15 protein-coding genes and 1 tRNA gene are annotated in these 20,749 nt (G+C 66.1%); 12 read left to right on the forward strand and 4 right to left on the reverse strand.

Going from position 1 to position 20,749, the window contains the following annotated elements:
- Window positions 1–132: 132 nt before the first annotated feature.
- From UIS43_RS15995 to UIS43_RS16030, 8 genes are all read left to right on the forward strand, one after another.
- Entirely contained in the window at window positions 133–636 is a 504-nt protein-coding gene (locus UIS43_RS15995; protein WP_370010586.1) for an ATP-binding protein, read from the forward strand.
- Window positions 637–1,639: 1,003 nt separating this feature from the next.
- Window positions 1,640–2,479 (forward strand): replication-relaxation family protein, encoded by an 840-nt coding sequence (locus UIS43_RS16000; protein WP_370010588.1) that lies wholly within the window; start codon window positions 1,640–1,642, stop codon window positions 2,477–2,479.
- A 1,328-nt stretch (window positions 2,480–3,807) separates the two neighbouring features.
- Window positions 3,808–5,280: a tyrosine-type recombinase/integrase gene (locus UIS43_RS16005; protein ID WP_370010590.1), complete on the forward strand. Its 1,473-nt coding sequence runs from the start codon at window positions 3,808–3,810 to the stop codon at window positions 5,278–5,280.
- Between the two features lie 279 nt (window positions 5,281–5,559).
- Window positions 5,560–5,632, forward strand: a tRNA-Lys gene (locus UIS43_RS16010).
- Between the two features lie 911 nt (window positions 5,633–6,543).
- Window positions 6,544–6,840, forward strand: a complete 297-nt coding sequence (locus UIS43_RS16015) for a lactococcin 972 family bacteriocin (protein ID WP_370010592.1) — start codon at window positions 6,544–6,546, stop codon at window positions 6,838–6,840.
- 124 nt (window positions 6,841–6,964) lie between these two features.
- Window positions 6,965–9,034, forward strand: coding sequence for a bacteriocin-associated integral membrane family protein (locus UIS43_RS16020; RefSeq protein WP_370010594.1), 2,070 nt, complete (start codon window positions 6,965–6,967; stop codon window positions 9,032–9,034).
- Window positions 9,035–9,064: 30 nt separating this feature from the next.
- Complete coding sequence (locus UIS43_RS16025) at window positions 9,065–9,733, forward strand: ATP-binding cassette domain-containing protein (protein WP_370010596.1); 669 nt, start codon at window positions 9,065–9,067, stop codon at window positions 9,731–9,733.
- A gap of 568 nt (window positions 9,734–10,301) precedes the next feature.
- Window positions 10,302–12,389 (forward strand): hypothetical protein, encoded by a 2,088-nt coding sequence (locus UIS43_RS16030; RefSeq protein ID WP_370010598.1) that lies wholly within the window; start codon window positions 10,302–10,304, stop codon window positions 12,387–12,389.
- 550 nt (window positions 12,390–12,939) lie between these two features.
- Here the strand turns inward: UIS43_RS16030 and UIS43_RS16035 are convergent.
- A complete protein-coding gene (locus UIS43_RS16035) occupies window positions 12,940–13,848 on the reverse strand; it encodes a metalloregulator ArsR/SmtB family transcription factor (protein ID WP_083555326.1) in 909 nt (302 codons plus the stop codon).
- Window positions 13,849–13,936: 88 nt separating this feature from the next.
- Here UIS43_RS16035 and UIS43_RS16040 point away from each other — a divergent pair, with 88 nt between their 5' ends.
- The gene (locus UIS43_RS16040; protein ID WP_370010601.1) at window positions 13,937–15,265 is read left to right on the forward strand and encodes an FAD-dependent oxidoreductase; all 1,329 of its coding nucleotides are present in this window, start codon (window positions 13,937–13,939) and stop codon (window positions 15,263–15,265) included.
- 7 nt (window positions 15,266–15,272) lie between these two features.
- On the opposite strand, the gene arsB is transcribed toward UIS43_RS16040, so the two are convergent.
- Both arsB and UIS43_RS16050 read right to left on the reverse strand, forming a co-directional pair.
- On the reverse strand, window positions 15,273–16,355 hold the full coding sequence (gene arsB, locus UIS43_RS16045; RefSeq protein WP_071622971.1) for an ACR3 family arsenite efflux transporter: 1,083 nt from the start codon (window positions 16,353–16,355) through the stop codon (window positions 15,273–15,275).
- Entirely contained in the window at window positions 16,355–16,639 is a 285-nt protein-coding gene (locus UIS43_RS16050) for a helix-turn-helix transcriptional regulator (protein ID WP_197724927.1), read from the reverse strand. The genes arsB and UIS43_RS16050 overlap by 1 nt, the downstream gene beginning before the upstream one ends.
- Before the next feature lie 233 nt (window positions 16,640–16,872).
- Between UIS43_RS16050 and UIS43_RS16055 the strand changes: the two genes are divergently transcribed.
- Both UIS43_RS16055 and UIS43_RS16060 read left to right on the forward strand, forming a co-directional pair.
- Window positions 16,873–17,292: an arsenate reductase ArsC gene (locus tag UIS43_RS16055; RefSeq protein WP_370010605.1), complete on the forward strand. Its 420-nt coding sequence runs from the start codon at window positions 16,873–16,875 to the stop codon at window positions 17,290–17,292.
- A gap of 581 nt (window positions 17,293–17,873) precedes the next feature.
- Complete coding sequence (locus UIS43_RS16060) at window positions 17,874–19,034, forward strand: undecaprenyl-diphosphate phosphatase (protein WP_013155495.1); 1,161 nt, start codon at window positions 17,874–17,876, stop codon at window positions 19,032–19,034.
- A 133-nt stretch (window positions 19,035–19,167) separates the two neighbouring features.
- Here the strand turns inward: UIS43_RS16060 and UIS43_RS16065 are convergent, their stop codons facing one another.
- A complete protein-coding gene (locus UIS43_RS16065) occupies window positions 19,168–19,422 on the reverse strand; it encodes a hypothetical protein (protein ID WP_013155496.1) in 255 nt (84 codons plus the stop codon).
- Between the two features lie 479 nt (window positions 19,423–19,901).
- Here UIS43_RS16065 and UIS43_RS16070 point away from each other — a divergent pair, with 479 nt between their 5' ends.
- Complete coding sequence (locus tag UIS43_RS16070; RefSeq protein ID WP_013155497.1) at window positions 19,902–20,339, forward strand: hypothetical protein; 438 nt, start codon at window positions 19,902–19,904, stop codon at window positions 20,337–20,339.
- Window positions 20,340–20,749: the final 410 nt, after the last annotated feature.

Below are 20,749 nucleotides of genomic sequence, written 5' to 3' on the forward strand. Positions count from 1 at the left end.
GTTCCAGAGGCCTCTGGAAGATTCACGGGTTATCCGGGCACGCTTACGGATCCTTTTTCCCGGACCGCATCCTGTCGTTACGGTCTCACTTACGGCGACTACGGCCACGGCGAAAGGACCCGGTGGAAATCCATGACCCCGGCTCAGGCTTCTTCCTCGCTCGACCTGCCCAGGCGCATCCGCCACACCGACCCCGACACCAGCGGCCTGGTCTGCGGGCCGGATCCCCACCACGTGCGGGCCGCGCGCCGGTGGGCGATGCAGGCCACCAGGACCACACCCGGTGCGGCCCACCCGCTGCTGGTGTCCCTGGCTGAGCTGCACGCCAACGCCCTCAAGCACACCGCATCCGGGCTTCCAGGAGGCCGGGTGAGGATCGAGATCCAGCGGCGCCCGCGCCTGTTCCTGCTCCGTGTCACCGACGACGGCCCCAAACCGGGCGCGCAGGCCACCGTGCCCGTCGCGCCTGCCGCATTCGATGCAGGGGAGAGCGAACTCGTGCTGGCCGAAGGTGGATACGGCCTGGCATTGGTGGACGCCCTGGCCCTGTACTGGGACTTCTCCACAAGCGCGGGAGGGCCGTTGACGGTTCGTGCCGCTTTCGACCGTTCCGGTCGGACCCGCCTGCCGCTGTGACTCGAACGCGGTGATGTTTCCCAGCGGCAGGTGTTGAAGAACCTCGCTTATCCAAGCGAACATCGACCAGCCCAGCGGAAGCGGCACCAATTTCCGCAGCAAAAAGGGCTATTTGTGCGCTTTATGTGGTGTGGGTGGGAAGCGCAGTTTCGGGTGCCATGCGACCCCGGCTCCAATGACACCCGCCCGCTCCGCACAGGAACGACAGAAGACATGGAGGCGCCCCGGCCCGGTGTTCGCACCACCAGGCCAGGGCTGAATCCCCACCTGAAGCAACCAGGAGGAGATCGTGGAGAAGCCTAGCGGTCGGCACCGCAAACCCGTCCGAGGATGGGCACAGCAGGTGCGGTGGCTGTTCGGCGCGGTACTGGCCGCGCTGCTGTGCAGTGCGGTGGACGCGCGCCAGGAACGACGCCCACTACCCTCACCTCGCAGCAGCAGCAGCACACGAGAGCAGATGAGGCCCCTACCGCGCGTCAGGAACGCTGTGCCTGAAGCGCGGGGCCCACGGCCGGGAAGCGCTCCGTCCCCAGCACAGCACACACACCCGATTTCGGGGCCGGTGCGGGTACCGCGTCCTCGTCGCCCTCACCCTTGCGAGCAGGGCTGGTGCGTCGATGACGACGGAGTGCGCGGAGTGCGCCCCTACCTGTTCCACCACCCAGGCGGAGTACCCGACCGCAGGGAGCGGGTCGCGGTCGTGAAGAAGTCGGGAGAGTTCGATGAGTTGGCCGCTGCGGTGAGGACCTGGCTGGACATCCGCCGCTGAGCAACCCGCTTTCACCTCGGGGCGGCGCCACGCACGTGGCGCCGCCCCAAGGACGTTGGCGGGGGGGGCGGTGTGTCCACTGAACCCGTTCTGAACCTGTTCTGAACCCGAAGTGAACCCCCTCCCGGGGGCTGAACCCGGAAAAGTTCTTCCCTCGGGTGTCGCATCCGCGCTTGCACGGTCTTCATCAGGGAGTTCAAAGCACCAAACCGCGACCGCTCCGGGAGGGCATGCGTGAGCGACTACACCAAGACACTGATCCACCTCGCGCCCCGAATCACCAGCCGCGACCGCCAGATCCTGGCCGGACTCTGGGAACACCGAGTGATGACCACCCACCACCTGCACCGCATCTACTTCCCCGACGCCGGACCACGCCGCGCCCGCTCACGCCTGCTCACCCTGTACCGCTACGGGGTCCTCAACCGCTTCCGCCGCCACGCCCACGACCGCAACACCCCCGACCACTGGGTCCTGACCCCCACCGGCGCCGTCCTTCTCGCCCTGCACCAGGGCAAGGAACCCGACGCGCTGAAGTTCCGCGCCGACCGCGCCCTGGCCGTGGCCCACTCACCCCAGCTGGACCACATGCTGGGCCTGGCCCAGACCCGGGTCGACTTCCTGGACAGCGCCCGCCAGTGCGGCGCCCAGGTGGAGCAGTGGCTCGGTGAACGCGAGTGCGAACGCCGCTACGGCTACGACGTGCGCCCCGACGCCCAGGTGAGGTGGAACCAGGACGGGGTGCGTCTAACGGCGTTCGTGGAGTACGACACCGGCTCCGAGTCCCTGACCCAGCTCAAGAACAAGATGCGCGGCTACAAACGCCTGACCCGCTACCGCACCCCCGCCGCAGTGGTGCTGTTCGCCCTCCACTCCACCGAGCGCGAGAAGAACGCGGCACAGAAACTGGCCGAAGACTGCACCGACCGCGTCGGGGTGTACCTGACCACCCACCAGCAACTGGCGACCCCGGGAGCGGGAGCACGGATCTGGCGTTCGGCCACCAACCCCCGCATCGTCGCCCTGCACGAGATCGCCCGCACCTACCCCACGGCCCAGGAGACCGAGTGGTGAACCCCAAAGCGCGGTGAACCTTCGGGCCGATGGGTGGGCCTATGACAGGGCCAATGCCTACTCCACCCGCCCGTCCGCGTGGGGGTCCGGCCTTGGGTGGACCACCCCTGAGAACAGTCACAGTGCAGGTCGGCCGGGCTTGGGGGTGGTCCACCGGCCGCCCCGGCTGTCTACCCAAGGAGGTAGTCCTCTTCACGTGGGGCGGGCGGCGCCCCGTGGTGTGCGGGGGCGCGAACGCCCCCGCACACCCTCAACACCAAGCCACCACCCACCACAACGGCCCCGTCTCCTCTGCTCCTCCTCTGCTGGAAGCTCTTGTCCCTCTGTTGCTTCTGGTCTTGCCTGTACTGCTCGGTGGTGGCGCAGCGGCGCGGTCAAGATCACCCAGCAGGCCCAGGAGGACGGCGGCGCGTCTGCTCTTCTCACACGACCCTCGTGCGATGGCGCGGACCAGCTTCGCGCCCGGTCGGGCGAGTGGAGGCGGCGCTGCGAGGGCGCGACCTCGCAGCCACAGCTTCGGAGCCGATGTCGCATCCGCGGTGGCGGGTGTCTTCTTTGGGGTTCATCAGGGTGAGAACACCCATCGCACGGGGTCAGGTCAGATGCCGTGCGGTGGGGCCCTGGGCGGATCGTGACCGATTACGAAAGGGCGGACATGGGGGACATGCGACGACGGGCACCGTTGGGGAGCCGGGGGCCGTTGGTGGGCGACGTGACGGCCCGAACCCCGGGCTCGCGCCCCACGGGCGGTGATGGTGCGTCGGGCGCGGACGGGCCGTCTGACGGCCCCACAGGGGGCAGCGTCACCCGTACCACCGGGTGCGTCGTCGGGACGAAACCGGTGGGACTGACAGGGGTTTCCTGTGCTCCTGAACGTGAAAACGGCATACCGCCCGAAACGGGTGGGCGAACAAATGGGGAGCGTGAAACCGCTGGGAGATTCATCGAATCCGCTTGCACTACTCGGCGAGGTCGAGCGTGGATGCATGGTACCCCGCCACACGCGGGGCCGCGCACCACATCCGCGCAGGTCAGAGATGACGAGGAGGTGAACAAGGTGGACATGAGTCCTTCGCCCGTGCTGGGTGAGGTGAGCCGGTTGCCGCTGGTGCTGGACCCGGTCACCGCCGGACACCTTCTCCGGATGGGCCGCTCAACGGTCTACCGCCACCTTCAGGAGGGCACGTTCCCCGCGCCCTCCTATCGAGCGGGGCGATCGTGGTACATCCCGACCTCAGGAGTGCTTCTCCACCTGGGGATCGACCTCACCGCCCTGTCGGGGTGCTGTGGGTGCGGTGCGCGTCGCGACGAACACCAGGAGGCCGACGTTGGCCGCTCGTGAAGGAACCACGTTCAAACGCTGCGGATGCCGCGACCCCAGGACCAACAAGCTCCTGGGCACCACGTGCCCACTACTGCGCCGCCGCACCGGGGCCTGGAGCTCCACCCACGGCAGGTGGGGCTACCAGGTCGAACTTCCGCCCACCATCGACGGAAAGCGGCGCCAAGCCCGCCGTATCGGTCTCACCAGCCAGGAGGACGCCCTGGAAGCGCTCCAGCACATCCGCTCCCTGCTCGACCTCGCCGAAGACGACACCGAAACACTCCTACAGATCGCTGACGTGATCCAGGGCTCCATCAAAGCCCGCGCTCCCCTACCGAACCTGCGCGAGGTACAGCGGCGCATCAGCGTCGGGGTGGACGTACGCACCGAGGTACCCACCCTCGAGCAGTGGCTACAGGAATGGTTGCGAGACAAGCCCGGCCTGACGGAGAACACCCGACGCTCCTACGCCGGCCACATCCGCAACCACCTCACCCCGCACCTGGGCAAGGTCCGGGTGGACAAACTCCAGTCCCGTCACGTGGAGGCGATGTTCACCGCGATCGAGGAGGCCAACACCCACACCCTGGAGTGCCGCGAGGCCGACGACGCGACCGTGCGGGCCTCGGTGAAGGGCAAACGAGTGGTGTCGCTGACCACCAAGCACCGCATCCGCGCGACCTTGCGCAGCGCCCTGTCCGACGCGGTGCGCCGCCCCGATCTTCCGGTCACGGTCAACGCCGCCTCCCACGCCCGCCTGCCCACCTGTCCTCGTAAGAAGCCGCTGGTGTGGACACCGGACCGGGTGAGGCAGTGGGAGAAGGACGGCACTGTTCCCGGGGAGGTGATGATCTGGACGCCCGAGCAGACCACGCGTTTCCTAGTCCACGCCCGCAAGTACACCTGGCTGTATCCGCTGTTCCACCTGATCGCGGTCAAAGGTCTGCGGCGCGGTGAGGCGGTCGGGCTCCCGTGGGCCAACACCCGCCTGACCGACGCCGAGATCGACATCCGTACCCAGATCGTCCAACTCGGCTGGGAAACCCGCACCTGCACACCCAAAAGCGTGGCCGGGGAACGCACCATCACCCTGGACGCCGACACCGTCCGGGTTCTGCGCGCTTGGCGGCGCCACCAGTTGGAGGCCAAACTCGCCGCAGGCCCGCAGTGGAAGGACACCTGGCTGGTGTTCACCCGCCAGGACGGCACTGCCTGGCACCCGGCCCAGGCCACCGACTGGTTCTCCCGCATCGCCCACGCGGCGGGCCTGCCGCCGATCAGCCTGCACGGGCTGCGCCACGGGGCGGCGTCGATGAGCCTGGCCGCCGGGGTAGACGTCAAGGTGGTCTCGGCCGAACTCGGCCACGCCACCACCCACTTCACCCAGAACACCTACCAGACCGTGTTCCCCGACGTGGCCAAGGCCGCCGCCGAGGCCACCGCGGCCATGCTCAAACCCGCCACCAGCAGGGCGTAGCCACCAGTGCATCACCGGCCCCCGCTCGGGCCAACGGCACCATCGCCCGAGCGGGGGCCTTGCGTGCCGAGCCGAGAAGGTGCCGTCCAAGCGAGGCGGTGTTGGTGTGCTCGGTGGTGGCTCCGCTGTCACCAGCCTGCCTTCCCAGGCAGAGTGCGGGTATGTGCGAGCGGTGGGTAGCTTCGGGTTCTGGTGGGGTGTACCAGCCACCGAGAACCCGTATGGCTACGGTAGAGTTGGCTCCGGCGACGGCCAGGACCACACTCCGAGCCGTATCGCGGGCCTCTAGCTCAATTGGCAGAGCAACGGACTTTTAATCCGTGGGTTCAGGGTTCGAGCCCCTGGGGGCCTACCCTCACTATCTTTGGACACCCAAAGGTTTGTTTACTCCGGGTACCACTCTGAGGCATACCTGAGCAGCATGGTTTCTGCAAATCGCAGAGTCACCGCAACAAAATTTCCCCTGAGAGACCGACTCAATAACAGGGTTCACTTTCCAAATTTCAATGCCCTACAGCAACGCCTTCTTCTCATCCACCCCGGCGACACATCCCTCGCCCGATCCGTCTCGTACGTTGCAAGACGAGGTGCGACGGAAGTTAGGAAGCCCTCCTTCCGGGCAGCAGTGGGCAAGCGGAAGAAGCATGGACACTGATTCAAGCATATGAGGGACCAGCGGATGAGCTAAGCACCTCCCATGCCGCTCGCTGAGACCTAAGCAGCTCACTCAAGGCCTGCTATCCGGAAGACGGATCATTCGAACGACGTGGCTTCACCATGCTCGGCTTCCAGCAGGCTCCGTAGAACTGCGACCTGGCGATCCAGGCTTTCTTTTCACGCGACCCCGGTTGCGTCCGACTGCACCGCGTAGCCTGAGCTTTGCCTTCGCTCCTCCAGGTGCCGTTAAGCACACATACAGGCCCAGTTCAATGTGATGTAGAACACAGACCGCGTTTGTTCATGTCCGAAACCCCCCTGTGGGCCACGAATGGGAGGGACCAGTTCGCCAACCAGCGAATTCTCTCCTCCTCCACGAGAGCAATGTTAATTGCATCACACCTTGGATGTGCAGTGGTTTTTTCAGGACTATTGGCATTGACCAGCCACGATGGCAGTGGAGCACCAAAGGTTCTTAACACACCAACCGATAGGAGATGCTTCGTAGCATGGTAAAAAAATCCATGCCAGACTGCCGGTGCTTGATCCCGTTAGGCACCAAGCACCAAATTCCCCCTTTCCCCCTAAAATTAAGGAAAGCTGCTGATGAGCAAGCTGGTCCGCCGATTCGTTGCCCCGGTCCTGGTCGCCATGGCCCTCGCTGGTGGCGCTGCCACCGCTGCCTCTGCCACCATTACCTACCCCCCGGAGGGCGGCACTTGGGACCACGGTTGGAACGTCAACCGCGTGTGGTCCAACTACCTGCACCAGAACATCTGCCACGGTTCCACGGCAGTCGGACAGACTACTGTTAGTCGAACTGCCAGCGCCGGCAACTGGTCTCTCGCCGACGCTCGTGTGAAGCTCGCCGGAAACAAGGCATACTACCGGACTTCTTGCTAATAAACACACCCTTCTGAAATCTGAGGGGTTACTCTGAAGCGGGCCTGGCGACAGATTTCTGGCGCCAGGCCCGGACGATTTCCGTTACTAGGAATATCAGAAAAACCATATGCTTAACCGCAGCATGAAATTCATTTCCGCAGCATTTTTGCTACTCTCGGCAACCTTGGCTTTTATTGTGGTGAGGGAGCTTGATGAGGTCATCCCCGACGAGAATGCCGCAATCATATGGGTTCGAGAAACCGACGGGAGCGTCTCCAGAGAAGATATTGTTCGGTCCATCAATCAATTTTCCCAAGAGCATCAGGTAAATGTCGCCCTTGAAGCCCCTGATTTGAAAAATCCCGGCGGCTTGCGCCACCTTTACCTGGCTTCAGGAGATCCAAGCCACTCCAGCAGTTCCTGGATCGAGGAGGGGTACCCAGATTTTTCACACTCCTTCCGAACCAAGGTTCACCCTTTTGACGAATCTGAAGAACTCGACCTTCGCGGGTACTACTATGTATTCGGAGACCAGAACGAAGCACTTTCCTTCCGAGACACCTTGTCTAATTCCGGGTTGCACGGAGATGTCGCCTCACAGGATGAAGTAGTTACTTGGGTTAAAATCATCCAGGGGAGGACGCTTTTCGCAGCACTTATCGGTGCTGTTCTATGTGGGATCGTAGCTGCAGGTTCTGGCGTACTCCTGAATGCTCGTTCCTATGCAGTACTTCGCCTGCAAGGAATGTCATTTGGAAAAATACTCCTTCGCGACCTTAGGCAAATGGTCAGTTTTGTGCTGGCCTCAGCCTCGGTCACCATAACCGGATTCGTTATTCTTCTTTACTTCTACAACGGATTGGCGCGGTTCTCCCTACTTCTCACCATCGCATCATTCTACCTGGCCATACTCATCGCCTTTAGTTTTTTTGCGCACGGAGTCACGCTCGCTTTCCTCCACCGTGCGGAAATCCTTCCATCTTTGAAGGGAAAAATACCTTCAAGGATTGCCATTATGGCTGCGTATTGTGTTCGCATACCAGCATTGGCCCTAGTTCTCATTTTTACGAGCGGATTGGTCCTCTCTTTCCAGAACCTCCAGGAGCAACGTGTCGGCCAAGAACGTTTCTCCGAAGTCGCAGGGTTTTCCCGAATACACTTGACCGGCAGCGCCAGTGAACTCCAGGAAGCAGGGACAGAAGAGGAAGTAGGCGAGTGGCTGCGAGACACTGACGCAAACGGAGAGCTGCTCATTTCCTTTCCAGAAGAGGGAATTTCTATTCTTCCCCAGGGAACGACGGAACGGCCTGAATTTCAGCTACTCGTTGTGAACGAAACCTATCTGGAAAATACCTCCATCCTGGACCCCATTGGAAACACTTATGGGGCACACCAGGACGATAACGAGGTACGCATTCTAGTTCCCGAGTCCCTAGCCACCTATGAACCTGAGATTCGAGAGGGAGCCCAATCTTGGGTTTTCGATTTCCAGGGCAGAGATAATCCCGACCTAGATGCGGATATTCAATCTCTTCCCATGAAAGACGGCCAGTCGATTTTCACCTATGGGGCAGTAGGAATCGGACCCATGGGGACTTCTCCTTTCCTTCAGGATCCGGTAATTCTTGCACTTCCCAACGGATCCGATATTCTGCACCCCAGGAGCTATTTTAGCTACGCAACGACGGGTGCAGTCATTTTTCCTGAACCGAGTGTCATTGAGAATAGCGCAGCAGACGCAGCGATTTACCAGTATGTCAATAGTGTTCAGCCTATCGCACAACAGGCGGCGGACACCTACCGAGACCTTGCTGCGCAGATGAGGCTAGAAGCATTCAATCTCATGGCAGGAACACTCGTACTTTTCGTTACAGGAATCACGGTGTGTATCGTCCATACTCGCAAGGAAGCCCAGAGGATATTCGCCAGACATATCAGTGGTTGGACATTCTGGGCAACTCATCGGTCGATCATCACCATCGAACTCCTTCTAGCCGTTGCTTTCACCGGATGGGCTACGGTTCGCTCACTGGAAAATTTGTCTACAATCAGAGATCCCATGAGCGCCCCTTCCATGAACACGACTGCTGAGGTCGTCTCCGCCGAACCGGTGATCGCAGCATCGATCTCTGTCCTGGGGTTCGCCCTGGTATTCTCAGCGCTGGTTTTCTTTCACCGAAGGATCGTTCGAGAGGGCGCTTCGGAGTCCTGAGTAGGGTTAACAAGAGGAAGGCATTAATATATGATTTACGTTGAAAGGCTCAGTAAATCTTTCGGCAGGCGGACCCTGTGGTCAGATTTGGACCTCACAATCCCTTCTGGGCAGATGACAGCTTTCGTGGGACCCAGCGGTGCAGGAAAATCTACACTCCTTAACTGCATAGGGCTGCTCGAGTCGGTAGATACAGGCCGTATCGTATTTAAAGAAAAAGACCTTACCCGACTGAGCACTTCCGGAAGGCGTCGGTTCCGGCGCGACACCCTCGGATATCTTTTCCAGAATTATGCTCTGGTCGAGAACGCAACGGTGGAAGCAAATCTTGATATAGCCAAAAATGCAGGATCTCGATTGACCCTGCGCCGACGTATCGACTACCGAGAAGTATTGGAGCACGTAGGCCTGGCCGGGCGCTCCAAAGAAAAAGTTCACCACCTCAGCGGAGGTGAACAGCAGCGAGTGGCACTAGCTCGCCTCATGGTCAAGCGACCGGCCATCGTGCTTGCTGACGAGCCGACCGGAGCTTTGGACGAGGCCAACACTCGTATGGTAATCAACGTGCTTCGAGAAATGAGCGACCAAGGGTGCGCGGTAGTGATTGCCACACACGATGACAGGGTCAGGGACAGCTGTGACAAGACTTTTTCGGTGGATACTCGGGAAATGAGCTCCGTGTCCACCGTTGGCTCATAAGCCAAATCGGACAGCAGCCTTCGGGGTTCAATAAAAAAGCTCCGGAGGCTCATAGCAGAGGGCTTCTCCTTTGTGCCTGCTGTCGGCATTTCCGACCCAGCGCTATTGCCCTGCTGGGTCGGAGCTGCCTCACGCAGCAGACAACGGATCATGGCATCAATCACCTCTGAGGGTTGCCAGCACGGTCTCAGAAGTAACCTTGCATGCGAGGCCGATGAGTCCCCGTGGGTGACCGAACGACCAGTTCATCACGGTCAGCGATGCCGGAAGACCGTATCCGCTGTATCTTTTCGGGCGGCGAGAGCGTTCCGCTGTGCTCCAAGGTCAGCCACGGAACAATCCTGTAACTGAGTCGGACATCCCCAGGTGGAAGGCCATGGGCGCCGGTGACATCAACGTGCGTCGACGGTAGCCGTTTCCAGGTAGGCTACGATGACCCCCGCAGCTCGATCAGGCGTGAGAACAATCGTCCACCCCTTCATGCCGAGAAGCTGAGCATCAGCGAAACAGTTCACCATTCGGACTCGTTCCGCTCACACCATCACCCTCCTCCTCCTAGAAGAAACCCATGCCGATCCGCGGTATCGCTTTCGCACACACGGCCTTTCTCCTGCTCTCCGCACTCCTGTCGTTCCTGGTCGCCAGAGAGCTTTTGGAAGCCACGCCGGCCCCCGAGGCGACGCTCGTGCAGGTGCAGGGCGGCAACACGGCCGCCGAGCAGAACGGTGTCTCGGAGGCGATCGTGTCCTTCGCTGAGGAACACAGGGTGAATATCGCCCTGGAAACCGCCGATGTGCGCGATCCAGGAGGTCTACGCCATCTCCACATAGCCGTGGGGAACCCCGAACAGCCCGGCGCTTCCTGGCTCGACGAAGGCTATCCCGGCCTCTCCTTGGACCATCGGACCGAGGTCCACCCGTGGAACGAGGCAGCTGAACTGGATCCGCGCGGCACCTACCACCTCTTCGGCGAGGAAGGCAGCGCGACGGCCTTCCTCGACGCCATGTCCGTGTACGGGCTGGACGGTTACGTCGCTCCGGAGTACCAGACGGTCGAGTGGTTCGAGATCGTCCGGGACGCCGCCCTGTTCGACGCCTTCACCGTCGCCCTCCTGTGCGGAGTGATCGGTATCGCCACCAGCGTGCTGCTCAACGCCCGTTCCTACGCCGTCCTGCGCTTGCACGGCATGTCGCCGTCCCGAATCCTTCTGCGTGACCTGAGGCAGCTGGCACCGTACTGGTCGGCTGTCACTGTGATCACCGCGATGCTCATGACGGCGCTCCTCTACGTCCACGGAGCGCTGCCGCGTTGGGGGCTGCTCCTGGAAGTGGCCCTGTTCTACCTCTCGGCGTTCAGCGCCGCAGGGGTCGTCGCACACGTCGCCGCGCTGGCTCTGGTGCACGCCACCGACGTCCTTCCTGCCCTCAAGGGCCGGCTGGCCGTGCGGCTGGCCACTGTCTCCACCTACGCCGTCCGCGTTCCAGCCCTGGTCCTCGTCCTCGGTCTGATGGCGAGCCTGGCCCTGAGCCTTCAGGTTCTCCAAGGCCAGCGCCAAGCCCACGAAGCCTTCACCGAGGCCGGTGACATCTCCCGGTTCCACTTCTCCCAGTCGGCGGACGAATTGCAGGGGCAGGAGACGACACAGGCGTTCGGTGAGTCGCTCCGTGCTCTGGACGAGCAGGGGCGGCTTCTCCTCGCGGCTCCCGGCGAGAGCGGTTCCATCCTGCGTACAACGGCCGTGCCCGAGGACCTGACCCTGATCGTCGTCAACGACACGTACCTGCGACGGCATCCCGTCCTGGATCCCGAGGGGAGACCGTACGGCCCCTCCACCGGCAGCGATGAGGTGCGTGTACTGGTCCCCGAGACCCACGCCGACCTGACGGCCGTTCTCCAGGAGGAGGTCGGACTGTGGCTGCGTGAGTCCTGGGAGACGAACGACGGCGTACCCCCGCGTACCCGGGTGGATACGGCACCCAGCCAGGCCGGGCAACAGTTGTTCACCTACGGCGCCACACCCCTGGGAACCCAGAACGACGTGCCCTTCGCCCGGGATCCCGTGATCGTCGCCGTACCCAACGGCTCCGCGGCCCTGCACCCCTTCGTCCACTACCACTCCTACGCCACCATGGGCGCGGCCCTCCCCCTCGACCGGGAGGGTGCCCTCGAGGTCGTGGAGGAGCAGGAACTGTCCGCCTACGTCGACAGCGTCCAACCGGTGGCGCTGGCCGCCGCCGATGAATACCGGGAGGTCTCCGCCCAGGTCCGCATGGAAGCAGCGACCCTCATCGCCGCGTTCTGCGTCCTCCTCGTCACCGGAATCACCGTATGCGTCGTGCACGCCCGGGCACACGGCCAACTGGTCCTGGCCCGACACCTCCACGGTTGGCGTTTCCTGACCACGCACCGGTCGCTGGTGACTTTGGAAGTAGTACTCGCTGTCTTCTTCGTCGGGTGGGCTGTGTGGAACACGATGGGGAATCTGGCGTTCTTCGATGCCTCGTCGGCGGCGGTTCCGAGTGACACCGCCATGCGAGCCGTGGTCGTGGAGCCCTTCATGGCGTCGGGGATCTCCGTGACGAGCTTGGGGCTGATGGTGGCGGTGCTGGCGCTCTTCCACCGCCGTATCGTTCGTGAGTCCTCGGCTGCCGCATAGAGGTGGAGGCACAGGCGAGGCTGAAGAGCGCACATGGAGCGAAACCCAGGTGGAATGGGCACCCGATTTGTCCAGAGCACCGGCCCTGACCTGCGGGTTTGTCGCGGGCAAGCGGTGGAATCACGCTTATTAAAAGTCCGTTGCTCTGCCAATTGAGCTAGAGGCCCGCGATACGGCTCGGAGCATGGTCCCAGCCATCGCCGGAGCCAACTCTACCGCAGCCATACGGGCTCTGGACGGCCGGTACACCCGGCGGGGCAAGGGCTTACCCCCCGATCGGCGGACCCTGGCCGACGGGTCCCCGCGACGGAACCGCGCGCTGACGTGGAGCACACCCACGCGACAGGGGAGTCCGCCGGTTTCCCGGCACCACGCGCACCTTCCGCCCCAACACGAGCGCGGTGTCGTGCCCGAGCCCGGCCGCGACCACTTGGGCTACCGCGGCTACGGCATAGGCACGGCCCTCCGGCAGGGCCCCGTGCGCCCCGTCACGGAGCGGTGGCGATCGTGCGTCTCACCCAACCGCTCTCACCGCTCCGCACTGGCGGGATCAGGCCGGCGGGCAGCCCGAACCGTCGGCGCAGGGGACCTCGCCGGGCCCGGCGCCCTCCTCCGGGCGCCGCCGCTCCAGCAGGACGGTGTCGCGCCAGATCCCGTGGTGGCGGGCGACGCGCTCGCGCACGCCCACGGTGCGGTAGCCCGCCTGGTGGTGCAGGGCCAGGCTGGCGCGGTTCTCGGGGAAGATCGAGGTCTGGAGCGTCCACAGCCCCGCCGTGTCGGCCTCGGTGACCTGCCGGTACAGCAGCGCCTTGCCCACGCCCCGGCCGCGCGCGTCCTCGGCGACGTAGACCGAGGTCTCGGCCACCCCGGCGTAGACCTCGCGGGCGGAGACGGGTGAGGCGGCGGCCCAGCCGACGACGCGGCCGCCCGACTCGGCCACCCAGCGGTGCCCGGGCGTCCACCGGTCCTTCAGCGCGTCCGCTCCGGGGACCTCGGTCTCGAAGGTGGCGTGGCCGCTGGCGATGCCCTGGGCGTAGATCTCCCGGACCGCGTCCAGGTCGGCGTCGGCCATGGCGCGGGTGGTGACGTCGGCGGGCAGGTCGGTGGGGCAGCACGGGCGGGCGTTGAGCATGCCCATCACCGCGTCGGCGGCGTGCGGCAGGCCGGTGCAGCAGGCGGGGTTGACCGCGACCCGGGTGGAGGTGCCCGCCTTGGTGAGGGTCACGAACCCGACCTCGGCGAGCTTGCGCAGGTGGTGGGAGACGGTGGGCTGGCGGACCTCCACCATCTCGGCGAGCTGGCCCACGCTGACCGAGCCGGGGGTGGTGGCGATGGCGTGCAGGAGCCGGACGCGCATGGGCTCGGCCAGGCAGGCGAACCAGGCGGCGTAGGTCTCGGCGTCAGTGGCGGGGAGGAGGCCGCCTTCGCGCTCGGGCGTCGTCACAGTCATGGCACCCATTATCGACGAAGATCTATGGTTGCGTCCATCGACTTCCGTCGATAGAGTCCCGATCCATAGACGCCAGTCAATGAAAGAGGAGGGCGTCATGGACGCACAACGTCCGGTCGTGGTGATCGGCGCCGGTCCGGTGGGACTCGCGGCCGCGGCGGAGCTGGTCGCGCGCGACCTGCCGGTCCTGGTCCTGGAGAAGGGCGATCGAGCCGGTGCCGCCGTGTCCGAATGGGGCCACGTGCGCCTGTTCTCGATGTGGCGCGACCTGGTCGGCCCGGCCGCGGAGAAGCTGCTCACCGCCACCGGTTGGCGGCGTCCGGACGACGCGGGCTACCCGACCGGCCGCGAGTGGGTCGAGGCCTACCTCGCTCCCCTGGCCGGGGCCTTGGGCGAACGGGTCCGCTTCGGCGCCGAGGTGACCGGTGTGAGCCGCATGGGCCGGGACCGGGTCGTGGACGCCGGGCGCGGAGAGCAGCCCTTCACCGTGCGCCTTCGCACCGACCGGGGCGAGGAGCGGATCCTGGCCCGCGCGGTGGTCGACGCCTCCGGCACCTGGGGCACGCCCAACCCGGTGGGCGGCGACGGGCTGCCCGCGCTGGGCGAGTCGACGGCCGCCGAGCACGTCTCGTACCGCATTCCCGACACCGCCAGCCCAGCCGGACGGGCCCGGTACGCGGGTCGGACCACGGCGGTCGTCGGCAAGGGGCACTCGGCGCTGACCGCCCTGGTCGGCCTGGCCGCGTTGGCCGGGGAGGAACCCGGCACCGAGGCGGTGTGGGTGCTGCGCCGGGAGGAGATCGGCGATGCCTTCGGCGGTGGCGCGGCCGACCAGCTGGCCGCGCGCGGCGCGCTCGGCCAGCGCGCCCGCGACGCCGTGGAAGCCGGGCACATTCGAGTGGTCACCGGGTTCCGTACCGCCGGGGTCCGCACGGAACAGGACGGACGCCTCGTGCTGGCCGACGAGGAGGGCCGCGAGCTGGAGCCCGTGGACGAGGTGGTCGCCCTCACCGGATTCCGTCCCGACCTGTCCTTCCTGTCCGAGATCCGCCTGGGCCTGGACAGCACCCTCCAGGCGCCGGTGGAACTCGCCCCGCTCATCGACCCCAACGTGCACTCCTGCGGCACCGTCTACCCCCACGGCGCCGCCGAGCTCTCCCATCCTGAGGAGGGGTTCTTCCTGGCCGGGATGAAGTCCTACGGGCGCGCCCCGACCTTCCTGGCCCTGACCGGCTACGAACAGGTCCGCAGCATCGCCGCCCATCTGGCCGGGGACCGCGAGGCGGCCGCCCGCGTGGAGCTGGTCCTGCCCGAGACGGGGGTGTGCAGCGGCGGAGGCCTGCCCGAGGAGCCGGACGCGGCGGCCGACAGCGGCGGCTGCTGCGGCCCCGCGCCCGAGGCCGCGCGGGAGTCCGCGGCGCGGTAGGCGCTCCCTACCTCCGCTCCGGGGCGAAGCGCCTGCGCCAGGCCAGGGACACGTACACCAGGGCGATGAGCACGGGCACCTCGATCAGCGGGCCCACCACCCCGGCCAGGGCCTGGCCCGAGGTGACGCCGAAGGTCGCGATCGCGACCGCGATGGCCAGCTCGAAGTTGTTGCCCGCCGCCGTGAAGGCCAGCGTCGCGGTGCGGTCGTAGTCCATCCCGACCGCCTTGCCGAAGGCGAAGGTGCCGAACCACATGAGGGCGAAGTAGGCCAGCAGCGGCACCGCGATGCGCGCCACGTCCAGCGGTTGGCTGGTGATCCGGTCCCCCTGGAGGGCGAACAGCAGGACGATGGTGAACAGCAGCCCGTACAGCGCCCATGGGCCGATCCGGGGCAGGAAGGCCGACTCGTAGCGCTCGCGGCCGATCCTCCGCTCGCCGATCCGGCGGGTGAGGAACCCCGCCATGAGGGGGATTCCGAGGAAGACCACGACGTTCAGGGCGATGGTCCAAGGGGAGACATCGAGTCCGTCGGTGTCCAGGCCCAGCCACCCGGGCAGCAGGTCCAGGTAGAACCAGCCCAGCAGGCCGAAGACCAGCACCTGGAAGACCGAGTTCAGCGCGACCAGCACCGCGGCGGCCTCGCGGTTGCCACAGGCCAGGTCGTTCCAGATGATGACCATCGCGATGCAGCGCGCCAGGCCGACGATGATCAGGCCGGTGCGGTACTCGGGCAGGTCGGCCAGGAAGATCCAGGCCAGCGCGAACATCACCGCGGGGCCGACGAGCCAGTTGATCACCAGGGAGGTGACCAGCAGCCGGGTGTCGCGGGTGACGGTGTCCAGACGGTCGTAGCGGACCTTGGCCAGCACCGGGTACATCATGACCAGCAGGCCGAGCGCGATGGGCAGGGAGATCCCGCCGACCTCCATGGCGGCCAGGAGTTCGTTCAGCCCCGGGACCAGGCGTCCCAGACCCAGGCCGACGGCCATGGCGAGCAGGATCCACACCGCGAGGAACCGGTCGAGGAACGACAGTCTCGCGACGACGGACCCACCCGTACCACTGGTGGTCCTGTCGGTCGAGGCCATCAGCAGGGCCTCCTGTTCGCGGCGGCTCCGCTGGTACGGGCGGTGGCGGCGAGCCCGGCCAGGGCCCCGGAGAGGTCCTCGATCCGGTCCGGGCGCAGCCGGTAGTAGGTGAACCGGCCGCAGGGCTCGGTCTCCACCACCCCCGCCTCGCGCAGGATCCGCAGGTGGTTGGACAGGTTGGTCTGGCGCGCCCCGGTCTCCTCGACCAGGTGCGTCGTACACAGGGTCTCCCGGGCGAGCAGGGTCACGATCCGCAGCCGGAGCGGGTCTCCCAGCGCCCTCATGAGGTCAGTGTCGACTGATATCAGCATACGCTGATATTATCCTGTCGGTTGTCGCCGACAAGCCCGTCGGACGCCCTCCCCTTCTCCCGGGAACCCGTTTCTCCCGGGGAACGCGGTCCGCGTCCGGTCCGGCGCCCTCCGCCCCCGCACGGACCCGATTCCCCTCCGGCCGCGCGGAGTCCGGTTCCCCGCGGCGTCCGTCCACCACCGAAACGAAGCAGAGGCGAGTGACCGTGACCAGTTCCGACAAGCCGTCCGTCCTGTTCGTGTGCGTCCACAACGCGGGCCGCTCCCAGATGGCCGCCGCCTGGCTGTCCCATCTGGCCGGGGACCGCGTGGAGGTCCGCTCCGCCGGGTCCGCGCCCGCCGACGCGCTCAACCCCGCCGTGGTCGAGGCCATGGCCGAGGTCGGCGTGGACATCACCGACCAGCACCCCAAGATCCTCACCACCGAGGCCGTCGAGGCCTCCGACGTGTGCGTGACCATGGGCTGCGGCGACACCTGCCCCGTCTTCCCGGGCAAGCGCTACCTGGACTGGTTCCTGCCCGACCCCGCCGGTCAGGGCGTGGCCGCCGTCCGACCCATCCGCGACGAGATCAGAAGGCGCGTCGAGGAGCTGATCGGGGAGCTCTCCCCGGGCGCGCGGCCGTAGGGTCGTTCGGCGCACCCGGCCGCCGCGGTCCGGGACTCCCCCGGGTGCGCGGCCGCAGGACGTGCCCACGCCGGGCGGTCCCGGAGGGCCGCCGACGCCCTCCTGGAAACCCCCGCCGAGCGTTCCCGAGGCACGTCGGCACCGCGTAATGAGGCGCGCACGTGAACTGCGCCCAACGGCGATCGGTACGAAGGCCAAAGGCTTGGCCGCGCTCCCCGGCCGCGCCCGGAGAGGTCGCCGTGTCCGCCACCCGTGGCCTCCCGCGGGGAAGGCGCGTTTCACCGACCGCCCTCCCGAACCGTCCGCGGGCCGGGAAACCCCCAGCGCGGTTCCCCCTCCGGTGCGCAGGGCGGTCGCCGACCGGGCGGCCCCGTGCTCCCTCCGCACGCGTGTTCGCACCCTCCCGGCAGCGGAGGCGGAACGGCGTCGCCTCGGCCCCCGGTGATGCCACGCCGACCCGGAGACCTCAGTAAGCTTCGTGGGCCACCCCCTTTTCCCCGAGCGCGCCCCCGCCGTGCCCTGTCCACCGTCGCCGTGTCCCGCCGAGGGAGGCGACCGAAGCAGCTGGAGCAGACTCTGCCGTGTCCCTCTTCGAAGCAGTCATCCTTGGCCTCGTCCAGGGACTGACCGAGTTCCTACCGATCTCCTCCAGCGGACACCTGCGCGTGGTGTCGGCCTTCTTCGGCTGGCCCGACCCCGGCGCCGCCTTCACCGCCGTCAGCCAGATCGGCACCGAGCTGGCCGTGGTGATCTACTTCCGCCAGAGGGTCTGGGCGATCCTGTCCACGTGGACCAGGTCGCTGTTCAACCGCGAACTGCGCAGCGACATCAACGCGCGCATGGGCTGGTACGTGATCCTCGGCTCCGTCCCCATCGTGGTCCTGGGCCTGCTCCTGGAGGAGCAGATCGACAGCGTCTTCCGCGACCTGCGCCTGATCGCGCTGAACCTCATCATCTTCGGCGTGGTCCTCGGCATCGTCGACCGGTACTCGCGCAAGCACCGCACCCTGGAGGACCTCAACGTCTCCCGGGGCATGACCTTCGGTCTGTTCCAGGCGCTCGCCCTCGTCCCGGGCGTCTCCCGGTCGGGCGGCACCGTCACCGGCGGGATGCTGCTCGGCTTCAAGCGCGCGGACGCGGCCGAGTACGCCTTCCTGCTGGCGCTGCCCGCCGTCTTCGGCTCGGGTCTGTACAAGCTGACCGACATCGGTGAGAACGAGTACGCCGGGTGGGGCGCCACCATCGTGGGCACGCTCATCGCGGGCGTCGTCGGCTTCATCGTCATCGCCTGGCTGATGCGCTTCATCTCCACGCACAGCTTCATGCCGTTCGTCTACTACCGCGTGGGCCTGGGCATCCTCATCCTGGCCCTGGTGAGCTGGGGCGCGCTCGACCCGCAGGGCGGCGCGGGCGCGCAGCCCGCCGAGAGCGAGATCGTCAGCGAGCAGGAGACGCCGGGGGAGGAGTCCGAACCCGAGACCGACACCGAGGCCGACGCCGGGACCGGCCCGTCCTCCGAGACGGCCACGGAACCGTCCGAGGAGCCCTCCGAGCAGGCCGTCCCGACCGTCGACCCGGTCACCGGCTGGGAGATCGACCCCGAGGTGGGGCTGCCCCGCAACCCCGAGACCGGGCTCTACCACGACTCGGACCTGGGCATGGACGTGGACTACGACCCGGTCACCGGCCTGGCCACCAACCCGGTGACCGGTGAGACCTACGACCCCAAGGCGGCCGGTTAGGGGTTTCCACCCCCGAAGGCCAGGGCACGCGGCGGAAGCAGGGCTCCGCGCCGGGGCCCGCCGCCCGGGGACACGGTGTTCCGACACCCGAAGACACAGCAGGGGACCGGCGGATGTCCGCCGGTCCCCTCCGTCATCCGCCGAGGCCCTGAACGGCGGTGTCCAGCCGCCGCGCGAGGGCCTCGGTCTCCTCCGGCCCCGGCCGCGCGCCGCCGCGCTCCTCCAACAGGTCCGCGCGGCCGATCACGCGCAGCGCCCCCGCGTAGCGCGGACCGTCGAGGTCGGCCTCCTCGACGACGTCGGCCCGGCCCTCGTGGACGACCAGCACGGGGTCTCCGTTCTGCGTGCTCAGCAGCCGAGCCACGTGCTCGGCACGGACGATCTCCACCGCCGCCTCCTCGTGCTCCTCGTGGGACGCCTGTCATCCCCGACTGCCCGGGGACGGCCGAGGTGAACATGGCGGTCGCCCAGTGCACCGCGTAAATCGCAGTCCCCGCACATATCATCATCAGGTGAACAACGGCTGACAGCGGTCCGCTGTGTGGACCCGCGCACCGCGAACTGGAGCCGTCCAACCGCGTTCTCCCGCGCAATTACCGGGATATCCCTTCCCGTCACCCGCTTCGACCAGGGGATACGTTCAGGGCCGCGCTCCCCGGGGACGGCGCGCGGACGACCGGCGCGCCGGAAGGCCCTACCGGAACGGGACTTCGGTCACGAGTTCGCTCCGGGAAAGGCCGATGTGAAGCACAACACGGGAGCTTCCCACAAAACCGCAGGTCACGGCGTCGATACTGTCTCCGACCTGGAGCGCGCCGAGGCAAGCGCGATGCCGCTGGGGCCCATGTGCACTAAAGTTTCCTTGCTATGGGGCATTCAGCGAGAAGTCCGTCATCGGGGGACATAATCCGATCGACCCGGGAGGGTAATCCCGAGCTCACCAGGGCGCTCTCCGCGTACCTGGGGGTCGAGCTCGCCCCCCGGGAGTTCACCCTCGCGGACGGGACCCGGGTCGGGGTCGACTGCGCCGACGACGGTCAGCCGACCGTCCTCGCCCAGTTCTCGCCCCTGCACGGGCCGATGAAGTCGGCCCAGCGCAACAAGGTCATCGCGGACGCCTTCAAACTGGCCTGGCTGCGGGACCAGCACTTCCCGGACGCACGTCCGCTCGTGGTGCTGGGCGAGCCCCTCGCCAAGCTCTTCGGGCGCGGCGCGTGGCTGCCCGTGGCCTTCGCCTCGCACCAGATCACGGTCGCCCTCGTTGACGACCGTCTCAGGATTCGGGCACTCGATATCAGTATGTGATCAACACTTCATAACGCGTTAATCAGCAATCCCTAACGTTTGACACGTCAAGATTCCCGCGGGCCGTCGCCATGCTTGCTTCCACCCGCTCTCCATCGAAGGTCCTCGGGCACCCGTGTCCGAGGACAGCCATCTGGAGGGTGTCCCATGGGCCTTCCCCATGCGGTCGTCGTCGCAAGCAGTGCCGTCAAAGCAAGCACTGTCGGCCCGCACACCGCCGCGTCCCCCAGCGGCTCCGCCACGCGTTCCGCGGCGCTCCCGTCGTGCTTCGCACCCCGTTCCGGCTCCGTGCCGCCCGGCCCCCTCCTCGGTCGATGACGCCACACCCCTGTGACCTGCGCGCCCGTTTTCGCCCCTCCAGCACCCATTCACCGCCAGGACACGTTGTGCAATCATCCGATCACACATCC

The organism is Nocardiopsis sp. LDBS0036 (assembly GCF_041228755.1).
Lineage (GTDB): Bacteria > Actinomycetota > Actinomycetes > Streptosporangiales > Streptosporangiaceae > Nocardiopsis > Nocardiopsis dassonvillei.